Genomic DNA, 14566 nt, shown 5'->3' on the forward strand with positions numbered 1-14566 from the left:
AACCTTTACCTACAGCTCCAAAATATGAGCTCCGTCAAATAAAAAGATATATTTTCCAATAACCGGGCGCTTCCATATTCGTTCTACTGCTTTTGCATATAAATCAAGCTGTAAACGATAGCGTTCACGCATTCCGTCCAATGCAGCAGATACGCTTCCTTTCAGATGGTCCGTTTTATAATCTAGCAGGACTAAGCCTTGTCCCTCCTCAAAAATACAATCAATAACCCCTTGAAGCATTACCGTTTCACTCGCTATCGCTGCATCTGTCACCCCATATACCTCGCCTGCCGGTAAGCCGTAGCTGAACGGCATCTCACGATGGACTTGTGGAGATCTAAGCAGCCTCATTCCAAGCTCACTGCGAAAAAATGACACAATGACATCCGGCTCTACTACAGCACTCTGAGCTTCCGTCAACAGTTCTCTACGAACCATATCGGCTAAGGTTTCCTTAATATCCAATTCAGAAGGCTGAGCACTGAGCCTCATATGCTGCATGACGGAATGGAATACCGTCCCTCGCTCAGCAGCATTTAATTGAGACTGCTCCATAAACCGGGGTCTCCGAACTATGGCAGGCCTATAAGTCTTACCTTGAGAGGCGTCTGGATATATCGGCTCGTCCGAGACCAGCTCCAGAAGCTTATGATGCTCGGACATCCGCTTCAGCTCGGTTACCGATGTCTTCGCAAGAAGAGATGAAGCTTGAATATTCTCATAACGCCAAGAAAGCTTACGCCCTACTTGCGCTTCAAACTGGCCACCTTCATTGCTTGGCTCTAGCGCCAGAACGGCTTGCCTCCACTCCTGAGATACTTCATGGCTCCCCGCAGCTTCAGCAATTGCTGCAAACAATTCAGGACGAACCAGCTGTACATGCCAACGCGAAGACTCCTTCGCAAAAATTGCCGGGATTTGCTGTGATGCTCCTGCGTGTTCACGCAACACACCCCCATCGGGATGTCGCATAAGCGCGGGACCAATCCAGTCCAAATAACTGCGTGCTTTCGCTAACGCATCATCAGGCAGCAGCAGCTTATCATGTACAATATAACGCGCCCAGTTCTGAATAAGCTTATCGGTTTCTTTCACTGTTGCCAGCAAATATAGCTTTTCCCTTGCCCGGGTCAAGGCTACATAAAGCACACGCATCTCTTCAGCAAGCATTTCCATGCGCATTTTGCGCCGGATGGCAAGCCACGGTAATGTCGGATAGCTAATTCTAGCCTCTGCATCCATGAATTTCGGTCCGAATCCTAAATCCTTGTGAACCATAAAGGAGTCCGTTAAATCCCTTTGATTAAACCGTTTCGCCATCCCTGCAACAAAAACAACCGGGAACTCCAACCCTTTGCTTTTATGAATAGACATGATACGGACTACATCCTCCTGCTCTCCAAGAGCACGAGCCGTCCCTAAATCACCTCCACTATCCTTCATCCTTTCAACGAAGCGTAAAAAGCGGAATAAACCGCGAAAGGAGGTCGATTCATACTGCCGTGCTCGGTCATACAAGGCTCTTAGATTAGCCTGCCTCTGCTGTCCACCAGGAAGCCCTCCAGCAATATCATAAAAACCGGTGACACGGTAAATATTCCATATCAGATCCGCCAGCGCACCTTGCTGCGCCTCCTGACGCCAAGCTTCAAGCTGCTTAAGAAAGCGGCTGAGCTTACCTTGCAGTGCCACATTAGGTGAAGGTTCATCACCGTTATCATTTCTCCAAGAATATGCACACACAGCTTCATAAAAGCTGCTGTATTTACCATAAATCCGGATTTCAGCTAATTCTTCTGTACTCAATTGAACGATGGGCGAACGCAGTACAGAGGCAAGCGGAATATCCTGAAACGGATTGTCTATTATTTTCAACAAAGAGAGCAGAACTTCAACCTCTGTAGCTGAGAAATATCCTGTATTCAACTCAGCATAAGCAGGTATTCCCTGCAGCCGTAGTTCTTCAATTAAAACAGGAGACCACTGCTGTGTCGCTCTAAGCAAAATAACCATATCACGGAATGTAATATCCCTTTGACCACCGTTCGACTTGTCAAGCACTTGAAACACATGCTCTCCATCCATACCCAGCAGCTTGCGGATTTGCGATGCAATCATCCGGGCTTCAAGCTGGACCGTTTCCAGTTCACGCGCTTCACTCGCGGGGTCTGAAATGTCCGCAGCATCCCGCTCGGAGAAATCATTTCCACCCGTTTCAGTATCCTGCTGTCTGGAAACCTCGCTTTCTTGCTCGTCAGGTTCACCTAAGTTATCTTCTGAACAATCTATCAATAGCAGCTCAACAGAATCGGAACCATTCGATATCTGGTTCCATTCCGGATAGTAACTGGCTCCAAAAACAAGCTCTGCACGCTCATCATATTCAATTTCTCCGACCGTTTCCCCCATCAGCTGATGAAAAATATAGTTGACCCCATCAACCACCTTCGGTCGGCTGCGGAAATTTTTTGCTAGATCGATTCTTTGTCCCGGTTCACTTTGTCCGGTTTTGTATCTTTTGTACTTCTCCAGAAACAATCCAGGCTCCGCCAGCCGGAATCGATAAATACTTTGTTTAACGTCTCCAACCATAAATCGGTTGCCTGGTGCTTCGCGGGAGATAAAAGAAACTATCGCTTCTTGAACTCTGTTAGTATCCTGATATTCGTCAAGCAGAACCTCAACAAATCGTTCCCGATATCCGATGGCGACCTGGGAAGGGAGTATTTCTCCTGAAGCTGGATCCTCAATGCACAATATTTGCAGGCAAAAATGCTCCAAATCGCCAAAATCAACAAGTCCTTTAGTCTTCTTTGCTTCCTGATAACGGCTTCCAAATTCAATGACTAGCTCAACCAATGCTTTCATCAAAGGCGCCATGACCTGCAGCTCATCATCATACTGCTCCACGGTCCGCGAGAACAATTCTTCGGCCATTCCGGACAACTGGTCCTTAGCCTTATTTCTTAAATCCTTAACCTGTTCCTGCAATACCTTATTATATTGATCGCCTCTACACGGCTTTAATTTTCCAAAGGAAGTTCCTTGGAATGAATCATACAGATGCTCCCAAGAGTAAGCTGCCACTTCCTGCAAATAGGTCACAGCTTCCAAATCCTCATGCAAATTGTGCAAATAAGGCTCTGGTCCTCCTGGCTGCTCCGCAATCAGTACGGCTTCATCCAATATTGAAACTATTCCCTCCAGCTCCAGCTGAACAGATGCCAGTAAACTCGGCAGCCATGGATTCGGCACATCTGGCCTCTTCTCGAACATCGCCGCCGTCTCTCGCAGCCACTTGGATGGCTGGGGATGACTGCGTGATTCATCATACAGACGCTGCACCAAGCGGAATAACGCATCATCGTTTCTCTCTCCGCTAAACCAATCAACCAAACGCCAGAAGTCACTCTCCTCAGTCGATTCGCCGTATCGCTCCTCGAACAGCTCCTCAATCAGATCCTGACGCATAAGCTCGCTCTCGGTCTCATTTGCTATGCGAAAACCAGGATCTAAGCCGATTCTTTGGTAATGTGTCTGAATAACCTCGAGGCAAAAGGAATGCAGCGTTGTAATTGGTGCTCTTCCAATCAGAGCAAGCTGACGACGAAGATGGTCAGATCCAGAATTTCGCTCTAACGCCTTCTCCAGAGCTTCACTGATCCGGTGTCTCATTTCCGCTGCAGCAGCTTTAGTAAAGGTCGCTACCAGCAGTCGGTCTACGTCTACAGGATTTATCTCATCGGATACCCTGCTTATTATCCGCTCTACAAGCACAGCAGTCTTTCCTGAGCCTGCTGCAGCCGCTACCAACATATCATGTCCATGTATAGAAATAGCGTCCCATTGATCATCCGTCCATGAGGTGCCTTCAGGCTTAGTTATCTTGTTGATCATCCGATGTACCTCCTGAAGACTTCGCTTTAGCGAAGCCAGCATCGTTAGCATTGTCTAAATCCAAATATTGCTGCTCATTCTCTCCCTCGGGCTCAATATCAATAATTGAGGCTGTACGGTTCCAGCCGCCTGCTCTGGAAGCACGTAATGCGACCACATTAGCTGCCCCTCGTTTCTCCAGTCCTTCCTTCATCAACTCCAACGCACGGTCCTTGCCCAACGGCTTTAGGACTTTGAATTGATTAGCTTCGAACTGGGAATCAAATTGGCAAACTGGTTTATAGGAACAGAACGTACAGGCCGCTTCCGCCCCCATCCGGTAAGGCTCAATATCTACATTGCCTCCGGTCATCGATGAACCGATTCCTTTAATAGCACCACGCACGTAACTCCGCAGCACATTCCACTGCCCTTCATCGGCAACGGAGGATGATTTATAAAAGCTTCCATCAGCCTTCAAAGCTACCGGAATTAATTGGGAATGACCACTGGAACCAACCAACGCGCTGTCCATCAAATGAGCTGTTTGAGCATCAGCATTTATCAGCCCTCTCATTTTGAATCGTTTGCGCAGCTCTTCATCCGCCTTATCCGCCGATATACGGTTTTTGAGCTGAAGCAGCGGGTTGTGAACGTGGAAATAGAGCACCCCTGCAGGCTTGGCCTCAGTACCAAGCCATTCTTTGGAATGAGTTAAAATAACATCCAAATACGTTAGCATCTGCAGCGACAATCCATAGAAAACCTCGGCAAGATGGAGGGCGGTAGGACTTGATTTATAGTCAATGACACGAAGCAGCGTACCTTGTTCTGTATCTGCCCGATCCACCCGATCGATTCTTCCCCTCACATCCATCCGCACACCATTCTCTAGAATGTAGGATAATGGGGGAATCGGCTGTCCCTCTCCGAACCCGATCTCTAAGCCGATGGGCTCAAACTGACCGCGTCGTGCATGCTCACCAAGCATCATAGCTGCTCGGCCCACCACCTGTTTCAGCTTCCGTGTTATATAATGATGCCGCTTTGAGCTGAACAAAATTTCGCTTTGAAGCCTTGGAGCTAGCAGGTCTACCACATCACCAGCAATCGATAAGCACTCCTCAGAGGTAAGCCTGCTCCAATGGCCGCCTAGGCTTGCCACCTGCCCTGCGAACATGCTGAGTGCAGCATGAAACAGCTGTCCGATATCAGGAGCTTCCAGACGATATATTCGTCTTTCCTGAAGGCGTAAGCCATGGGAAGCAAATTGCGAGAACGGACAGGCGACAAATCGTTCCATCCTCGACACACTTGTAAGCACATGCTCTCCGTATAGCTGGCGGCTTACTGAGTTGCTTAATGGCTTTGCCTCATTCGTATAAAGCAGTGACTGCATCAATAACCTCAGTCGCTTCTCCCAACCCGGCTGTCGTATAAACCAGTTGTAAACAGCCCACCAGACTCCTGAGACCGACTCTCCTCTCATTGATTGCTTAAGCTGGACAATCAGGTGAGACATGGCTTTGCTCGGATACTCCACATAATCGAGTTGTTCATCCATGCCCATAGTCGAAGTCGGCTCGTTCAATAAAAGACGTTCTTTAACAAAAGGAAACATCCGTTTCATATGCCTGATCACATCGGATGGCAGAAGCGATTTCCCTTCTTCATCAGCTAGTGGATAACTCAACCATAAACATTCCGAAGGAGTGCAGAATGCACAATAAATTAAAAATTGCTCATCAAGCAGCTTTCTTCTGCTTCCTTCCGCCATCGGAAGACCGAAATCCGTCAGCGTTTCCCTTTCCTGCTCGGACAGTACGCTATCCTCATTCATTTTTGAAGGAATAACTCCATCGTTAACACCCAACACAAACACATGCTTAACGCTTCCCATTCGGGTACGGTCCATACTTCCAATCAGCACTTGATCCAAAGACGGAGGCACAAGTCCCAGCTTAATGCTTTCCAACCCTGCTTCAAGAAGCCCCACAAATGTTTCTACAGATACTTCCTCTTCATCCATCACTTCGACAAGCTGATCGAGCATATCGATTATTCGGTCCCATACCTGTGAATGCTCCCTGGCCTTTTCCGTATTTCCAGCATGTACAGCTGCTTGGCTCCAGCTTTCAAGCCTCTCAGGCACTTTCAGATCAGTCAACAAACGGAAAAGCGTCTTCACCTTGGACCTAACTGTCTTGGATTTCTTCATTTCCTCTTGAAATTGATGCAATGGCACTGCAAATTGTCTGCGGCTTGCATTAATTTTATGTAAATAAGCGGCTTCTGCTTCATTGACCTCTGCATCAGGCTGCTCCAAGCTAGAACGCAGCGAAAATGTCCACGGTTTACCATCAAACCATCTAGCACCTTGAATACCGAATGCTAGCACGTAATTTTCCAGTTGATCCATCGCATGGCGGTCGAGATTATTCGGATTCTCATCCGAGCTAAGCGGAAGAAAGAACCCTGTTTTCGTGCAACGAAATATCGCTTCGTATTTCCAGTAATGCAGAATAACTTCCATAGCAGATCGAATCAGCTCAACCAATGGGTGATCCATTACCGACCTTTTTTGATCGAAAAAATGGGGTATCCCGAAATCAGTAAACGTCATGCCCAGCAATTCCCCATATCCTTCTGCATTTCTTACTGTAACTGCAATATCCCGATAGCGAAGACCTCCGTCCCGAACCAACCGCAAAATATCTCTTGCCGCTCCTTCCACTTCCGCCCTACGGCTTACAGCAGCGGATAAGCGAACACCCGTCCCTTCCCGACCAACAGGATCTCCCGCTGGATAGGGTTTCTTCAGACGCTGCTCAAAAGCACCCTCCATATAAGCAAGCATTGGGCTTTCCTTGAAGCGAACTGGAGGCTGGGACGGCAATATTAGCGTCTCTTCCAAAGGTATCTGAAGACGGTCCAGTCGTTCCTGCAATTGCAGCATCGTACGAGCAGGCGGATGAAAGAGATCCAGATCATTCAGTTTTTGTCCCAAACGATATTCCTTGTCTAAGGTAAGTGTCAAAGTTATACTGCTGCATCGGCTTGCTAAGCCCTCAACGACTGCAAACTCTTGTGGTGTAAAACCGTGAAATCCATCAATCCAGCATTCAGCCCCCTGAACATACTCAGAGTGCTGTAATTGTTCAGCCAGCAGCGTTAAATAATCTTCTCCGTCCAGATAAGCTTTGGATAATTCCAGCTCGAATTCTCTATACAGCAGCCGCAGGTCATGCAGCTTGTCCGTAAGCAGCATTGAATTATTCGATTTCAATTGTACATTTGCAGCGAAATCCACAAGTCCGTCAGCAGTAATACAGTACCTTTTAAATTCCGTAAACAGTTCGCCTAGCTTTTCAATAAAGCCCATTTGTTCAGTGGATGTATGAAATAATTGTAAGCTGTCACGATGCTTGTTTAATATTTTATGTAAAAGCAGCATTTTTCCAGTTCCATCGATCGGTAGACGCGCTGTGCCCCCTACTTCCTGCATAACGCGCCATGCCAGTCTATGAAAGCTTAATACTTGCGCACGCAGTGTCCCGCCTAACTCCGGTGATGAGACGAGAGCGTACTCCGCAAGAGAGGTGGCCTGTTCGGGCACTAATAAAATCAATGGTCGTCCATTCGGCGCCTCCAACAGCTTGTCTTTGATGCTGCTCAGGCAATAGTCGCTTTTCCCGCTGCCGGTTCTTCCCAGCACAAAACGCAGAGCCATTATGTATCCTCCTAAACTAAATGTTCTCCCTCAGGAAAACTTCTTCGTATCGTTCGTAAGCTTAGTGAAACTTATCTGGGAAGCTCTGCTAAATTCCAGCAGAAACTTACTTCACAAGCAACTCTTGCAATTATATTATTCTACCAAATATAAGTGCTTGATGGTAAGGGATGTTATGGGAGTCTTAAAAATTATAACACATAATGAGAACGTATGTTTTTGTTTTTCGAGAAAAAAGAGCCCGGCTTATCGTCCAAAAAGGAGATATGCGGGCTCTTGAAACTCTCAATAGGGTTATTCAGTGATCCATACTGTTTTCGCGGCAACAGATTCTCTTTTGCCTGGCTGCTGCGGATTAGCAGGGTATCCTACATAGATTAAACCAACAATCTGTTCGGTTTCTGACAGACCAAACGCTTGCTTCATTCGAGGATGATAAGCAGGCTCTCCTGTACGCCAAACAGCACCAAAGCCCATGCCATGTGCTGCTAGAAGCATGTTTTGCACAGCGGAATGGACAGCTGCAAATTCCTCCATTTGGTTAACTCCTGCTGCCGAGGACGGCGATACTGCTACTGCAATAACAACTGGGGCACGAAATGCTTTGTCTGCATGTTTTTTACGCGAGATCTCCAGTTCCTCGGCAGTCTTCTTCTGATCCATCTCCTTCATTCCAATATCTGCGTAAGCGTCACCCAGCACTTGCCTGCCTTGTCCAGTCATGACGAAGAAACGCCATGGTTCCGTTGTGTGATGATTTGGAGCCCATGCCGCAGCTTCAAGTAATTTTTCAATATCCTTGCGTTCCAGAGGGTCTTGTTTCACTTTACCAACGCTTCGTCTATCACGGATCGCTTCCCATAATCCTATCGTGCTAAGAGTTTCTTGGTTCATATGATTACCACCTTTGCTTGAATCAAAGTTTATTTATTTCAAGTCTTTTTGATGTGGATTCCTAAATAATATGATTCTGTACTTGAGAATAATTATCATTATGATTATATAAGCAAGATAGAACTTTTTCAACAGGCTAATAGACCATAGCAGCAATCCAAATAAATTGTACATTAAAAAACAAAGCATGGAAGAAACGTTTGTAATAAAAAACCGCCGTTCCATTAGAACGACGGTACAACATTACTTACTTCGTACTTCAAATATAGCAAATTTCAAGTAATGCCCTTCATCTACACCCAAAATCCGCGGATGATCCTTACCAGCCTCTCGGAACTCTATTAAGCGCAATATTTTTTTCGCATCCGTTGCGGCTGCATGAATCGTCTCAAGAAACAAGTCCGGCTTCATGTGATAGGAGCAGCTGGCAGTAACCAAATAGCCGCCTTCATTAACGAGCTTCATTCCTTGCAGGTTGATATCCTTGTAGCCTCTGCAAGCCCCTTCGACTGCGCTTTTTGTTTTGGCAAATGCAGGCGGATCCAGTATAACTACATCCCAAGTCCTGCTCTTAGTCTCCAGTGGTTTTGATGTATCGACCTTTTTCACATCAGCCAAGCTTCTTTCCTGGCGCTGATCCAGTCCCTTGACCTGCTGACGCAAGTATTCGAAAGCATCAGCAACAACGAACTCTACACGATCCTCGAAGCCGTTAAGCTTAACATTTGTTCGTGCACTTTCCACAGCATGCTCCGAAATGTCAAGGCAGGTTACCTTCTTCGCTCCATACTTGCAAGCATTCAAAGTGAAGCTGCCTGTATGCGAAAAGCATTCCAGCACCGTAGCGCCATCCCATAAAGGAAATGTAACCGTTTTGCCATTAGCATTTACAGGAACCTTGACAGTACCGCCAGAGCCATCTTCGGCTGGCAGCTCTTGAAGTTCAATACCGCTTCGCTTTCCCCAGCCCGTCATTAATGGCGCAATAGCAGCGCGATTTTCTCGTTGATCGAAGAAATAGCCTGTCTTCTGACCTTCCATAATATCGATCTCCAACAAAAGGCCGTTTTCTGTAATTTGAACATGACGTGGACATTCGCCGTACAGAAGTCCTTTACGCAGTTCCAAACCTTCCAGCTCACGTACATTCACATCACTGCGCTCGTAAATCCCCTTTGGTTGCATTACCTCAACTAGGGCCGATACGATTGCATCTTTTACTCGGTCCATACCGAGGGTCAGCAGCTGTACAACAAGTACATCTTCAAAGCGGTCAACAATTAATCCCGGCAAAAAATCCGCTTCCCCATAAACAAGCCGGTACGAGAGGGCACCTGGCACAAACCGCTCTCGTTGTTCCAGACAGCGAAGAAACCGTTCCACAAAAAAGGCTTGAGTCATCTCCTCAATCGGCTCATAGGCAACAATACGTACCGTAATTTGTGATGCTGGATTCCAATAGCCGGTTGCAAGATATTGCCCCAAATGTGAATGTACCGATACCAATTGTCCCGGAACAGGTTCTCCTTCGGTGCGTTCCATCTCGGATTTGTAAATCCAAGGATGTCCGGCTTCAAGCCGTTTTTTTCTTTTTTTATCTAAGTAAACTGCGGGCACGATCGGTTCCCCATCTCTTGTGTGTTTTCCTACCCTCCCAAACCCCCTCTAGGCTGATACTTCCGAAGTAAGCTTTGCTACGCAAAGCTCTTAGGAGAGCCCCAAGGACTACGCCCTCTGGACACCGGAAAGTTTGGTTGGGGCATTCAATAGCCACTCCCTTGTTACTGAAGTGAACTATCACTTTCGTCCCTACGGGACACGTAAATCCCTTTGCAAACTAGTAAGAACTATTGTCTTTAAGACCATTCACAATTGCAACCCCTGAGCTCGTTCCGAGGCGAGTTGCACCGGCTTCAATCATCTTCAGAGCGGTTTCAAGGTCACGGACGCCACCTGATGCTTTAACACCGATCGAAGCAGAAACGTTTGCTCTCATCAAACTAATATCTTCGATGGTTGCGCCGCCGGGACCGAAACCTGTAGATGTTTTTACATAATGGGCGCCTGCCTCCTCGGATAACCGGCAAGCTATCATTTTCTGCTCCTCATTTAAGAAGCCCGTTTCAAAAATCACTTTAACTATTGCCTGTCCTTGGACTGCTTGAACGACTGCCCGAATATCTGCGCGTACCGCGTCATAATTCCCTTCCAACAGCCGTCCTACCTGCAGCACCATATCAATCTCATCAGCACCGGCTTCTGCCGCTTTAGCTGCTTCAAAGGCTTTTACCGTACTGTCATTGGCACCCAGAGGAAAGCCGCAAACAACACTGATATGAACCTCACTTCCTGCTAGCGCTTTTTTGCAAACAGGCACCCAAACACCATTTACGCACACACTGTAGAATCCATATTTCATCGCCTCATCGCACAGCTTCAAGACAGCTTGTTCATTCGAATCCGCTTTAAGCAAAGTGTGATCTATATAAGACGGAATTTGTTTAGGATCGATGGACAACCCTTTTCTAGCTTCACTCATTTATTTCACCTCATATCCCAAGGAATGTAATGCTTTTTTCATTACTGAATCGTTATTCCCATAACCGAAGTGCTTCTGCTGATACCAAGCATTCATAGGATCAAGCCATTCAACACCACGAATTTCTTCGACCTGCGCTTGCAGCTCACCGCTCTTGGCTTCCACTAAAAAATAATGAACCTCTTTATCAACCAACCCGACGTTAGTTAATGTAAACTGATATGTAATAATTTCGAGCGGCTCCGTAATAGCCCCTACAATACCTGTTTCCTCTAAAATTTCCCGCAGAGCGGTCTGCTCCACCGTTTCCCCAGGCTCCATTTTGCCTTTAGGAAGTGTTATTTTGCCGTAACGGTCCTGAATCATCTGGATTTTCAGTTCATTCCCGTTTTTCCAATACACGACACCGCCTGCGGAAATTTCTCTCACACCAACCACCCTTTCCATTAGGAGAAAGAATAAGGACTTCATCCCTCAATAGGAATGAAATCCTTGCTAGTCACTACACATTCACTGCCTGAGCATGAGACAAATCCAGAGTACGCACCAGTTGGCCGCGGCACTCGTTAACTCCTGCTTCCGTTACTTTTACCTTGCATACACTACCTACCCAATCCTCACTGCCTTCAAAAACAACCTGTAAATAATTATCCGAATAGCCCATAATAAGACCACTGCCAGCCTCGCCTTTATGTGCGCGTTCTGGTATTACTTCCAGCACCTGTCCCACATATTTCTGCGCATAGGTCAGCTGCATACGTTCAGATAAGTCGATCAGCTCATGGACACGAGCATTTTTCAATTCCTCATCAACCTGATCTTCCATACGTGCTGCTGGTGTTCCTGTACGCTTGGAATAAGGAAATACATGCATTTCAGAGAATTGCATTTGCTCCATAAACTTGTATCCATTGCGGAACATTTCCTCAGTTTCACCTGGGAATCCGACAATGACGTCAGTTGTAATCGCGACACCTGGCATAATCTTATGAATTTGCTCAATTTTACTGGCAAACTCAGCTGTTGTATATTTACGGCGCATTCTTGCCAATACTCGATCATCGCCAGCCTGAAGCGGAATGTGCAGATGTCGGCACATTTTGTCCGAATTCTTAAGAACATCCAGCACTTCATCGGTAATTTGACTCGCTTCAATAGAGCTGATTCGGATTCGCTTCAAGCCCTCGACTTTATCCAAATCCCACAGCAGCTTAGCCAAACTGTAATTTTCTATATCCTCGCCATATCCGCCCGTGTGAATCCCTGTCAATACAATTTCCTGATAACCCGCATCAACCAGCATCCGAGCTTGTTTAATAACGCTTTCCGGTTCACGGCTGCGCATCAATCCACGTGACCAAGGAATAATACAGAAGGTACAGAAATTGTTACAGCCCTCCTGAATTTTCAAGAAAGCCCGCGTACGGTCTGCAAAATCAGGAACATCCAGTTCTTCGAACTGGCGAGTTTTCATAATATTGCGGACAGCATTGATCGGCTGACGCTCTTGATTCAGCTGCTGGACGTAAGGGATGATTTTATCCCGGTCCTGTGTCCCGATGACTAGATCAACGCCAGGGATCGCCAATATTTCTGCAGGCGAGGTTTGCGCGTAACAGCCAGTGACTGCAACAATTGCTTCGGGATTGCGGCGAATGGCGCGGCGGATCATCTGACGGCTCTTTTTATCGCCTGTATTAGTTACGGTGCATGTATTAATAACATAAATGTCAGCCGTTGTTTCAAAATCAACCTGCTCATAGCCTTCGTGCTTGAACAGCTGCCAAATAGCTTCTGTATCGTAAAAATTCACTTTACAACCTAATGTATGAAATGCTACTGTAGCCATTTATTATTGTCCTCCCATCTCTCCGGATTCGTACAAAATACAGGTTAGTCCGACCATCGCAGCTGTCTCCGTCCGCAAAATACGCCGGCCAAGACTGATGGACCTGCATCCTGCTGCCTCTGCCGCTTCTATCTCCCGCTCGCTGAAGCCCCCTTCAGGACCAACGATCAGCATTAACTTAGGCTTTGCCTGCTGGCTTTCAGATCGCGTCTTTAAGGAAACAGGCATTGCTTTATCCTCAATCGTTACAGAGTTCAAACCGGAATCTATTGGAGCCGCCACATCCTTCATCACGGACAAAGCGGCTTGAATCTCTTGGCGCAGCTGCAAGCCGTCTTGCTTCTCATAGCAAATCCATGCCGCATCAGCTTGTGTTGCACACTGGAGCAGCTGTTTCCATGACAGTGGAGCATCTACTGCAGGAATCCTGTTGCGATGTGCTTGTTCAGCTGCTTCCTTAGCGATCTTCTGCCAACGCTCCACGCGTTTGCCCTCTTTTTTGGCGTCAAGCTGTACAACCGTTCGTTCAGATACAAAAGGAATAAACCTACCTGCCCCGATCTCTGTCCCCTTTTGGATCACCAGCTCCATTTTATCGCCTTTAGGCAAACTTTGCGCAATCCAAACCTCGACAGCAGGCTCATGGTTCATTTCAAGAAGCTCCACAATATCGGCAAACACCTGATCCTTACCCATCTCATTAATCCGAACTAACGCTTCACGGTTCACGCCATCGCTGACAATAATCTTTTCCCCGACTTTTGCCCGCATGACACGGATTATATGGTGGGCGTCATCCCCCATAATAGTTACAGAGTTATCGGCAAAAAGTTCAGGTGCAATAAAATAACGCTGCATGCTCTTCTCTACTTTCTGTCTAGCTTAATTGATGATCTCTATTGAAAAATAACAACCTACATCATACTATGTTTTCTATGAAAAAGCTATTGTTTACAGCATTCCCCAAGCTCGCTCCCAGCCATTCACCTTTTACCTAAATGCCCCGAAAATTAGCTCGGCCGCCTGATTAAACATGCCTAGTATCGGCCACTGCAACGCAAACACTGGGCCAATAGTTACACTGCGAACCGGAGGAATGAAAACCATTAGCAGTATAGCGAAAAAAAGCCACTGCTCATATGCCTTAAGCTTCATTGCCATAGATCGCGGCAGCAAGTCCTCCAGAATACGGTAACCATCCAACGGTGGAAATGGAATAAGATTCAGAATGAACAAAAATATATTTTGAATAACCATGTAGTTAAAAAATAATTTAATCGCCTTAACTCCACCCTCTGAAACCCCATCAAACACATGCAGCTGAAGCAGTGAATAATAGATGATCAAGCTGACAAAAGCAAGCACCAGATTGCTCAGCGGCCCCGCTAAAGATACGATAATACCCATCAAGCGAGGGCTTTTGAACTTCGCACGATTTACCAATACAGGCTTAGCCCAACCGATTCCGATAATTAGAAAAAAGATCATTCCGAGCCAATCAATATGCACCCGAGGATTCAGCGTCAGACGCCCCATTGAACGAGGCGTCGGATCACCGAAACGGTCAGCAAAAAAAGCGTGTGAAAACTCATGTATCGCAAATGAAATCAACAGGACGACAAAAACAAACGGCATTTCCTCTATAGGAAACGGAAGAAACGAACTGAAATCCATAGTT

At 46.6% G+C, this 14566-nt stretch carries 9 protein-coding genes; all 9 read right to left on the reverse strand.

The genetic code is table 11. The features are described 5' to 3' along the window. Positions 1 to 9: 9 nt before the first annotated feature. Positions 10 to 3897 carry a helicase-exonuclease AddAB subunit AddA gene (gene addA, locus GC093_RS20095; RefSeq protein WP_171653660.1) on the reverse strand — a complete coding sequence of 1296 codons (3888 nt, stop codon included), beginning with the start codon at positions 3895 to 3897 and terminating at the stop codon, positions 10 to 12. Then, entirely contained in the window at positions 3878 to 7606 is a 3729-nt protein-coding gene (gene addB, locus GC093_RS20100) for a helicase-exonuclease AddAB subunit AddB (RefSeq protein ID WP_171653661.1), read from the reverse strand. Before addB ends, addA begins: the two co-directional genes overlap by 20 nt. A gap of 294 nt (positions 7607 to 7900) precedes the next feature. Then, positions 7901 to 8500, reverse strand: a complete 600-nt coding sequence (locus tag GC093_RS20105) for a nitroreductase family protein (RefSeq protein ID WP_171653662.1) — start codon at positions 8498 to 8500, stop codon at positions 7901 to 7903. 243 nt (positions 8501 to 8743) lie between these two features. Beyond that, positions 8744 to 10117 carry a class I SAM-dependent rRNA methyltransferase gene (locus GC093_RS20110; protein ID WP_171653663.1) on the reverse strand — a complete coding sequence of 458 codons (1374 nt, stop codon included), beginning with the start codon at positions 10115 to 10117 and terminating at the stop codon, positions 8744 to 8746. Between the two features lie 220 nt (positions 10118 to 10337). Then, a complete protein-coding gene (gene deoC / locus GC093_RS20115; RefSeq protein WP_171653664.1) occupies positions 10338 to 11039 on the reverse strand; it encodes a deoxyribose-phosphate aldolase in 702 nt (233 codons plus the stop codon). Beyond that, entirely contained in the window at positions 11040 to 11486 is a 447-nt protein-coding gene (locus tag GC093_RS20120; protein WP_216624706.1) for an NUDIX hydrolase, read from the reverse strand. A 55-nt stretch (positions 11487 to 11541) separates the two neighbouring features. Then, positions 11542 to 12888: a tRNA (N(6)-L-threonylcarbamoyladenosine(37)-C(2))-methylthiotransferase MtaB gene (mtaB, locus tag GC093_RS20125; RefSeq protein ID WP_171653665.1), complete on the reverse strand. Its 1347-nt coding sequence runs from the start codon at positions 12886 to 12888 to the stop codon at positions 11542 to 11544. 3 nt (positions 12889 to 12891) lie between these two features. After that, the gene (locus GC093_RS20130; RefSeq protein ID WP_171653666.1) at positions 12892 to 13746 is read right to left on the reverse strand and encodes a 16S rRNA (uracil(1498)-N(3))-methyltransferase; all 855 of its coding nucleotides are present in this window, start codon (positions 13744 to 13746) and stop codon (positions 12892 to 12894) included. A gap of 132 nt (positions 13747 to 13878) precedes the next feature. Beyond that, positions 13879 to 14562, reverse strand: coding sequence for a site-2 protease family protein (locus tag GC093_RS20135; RefSeq protein ID WP_171653667.1), 684 nt, complete (start codon positions 14560 to 14562; stop codon positions 13879 to 13881). Positions 14563 to 14566: the final 4 nt, after the last annotated feature.

This window comes from Paenibacillus foliorum (assembly GCF_013141765.1).
Lineage (GTDB): Bacteria > Bacillota > Bacilli > Paenibacillales > NBRC-103111 > Paenibacillus_S > Paenibacillus_S foliorum.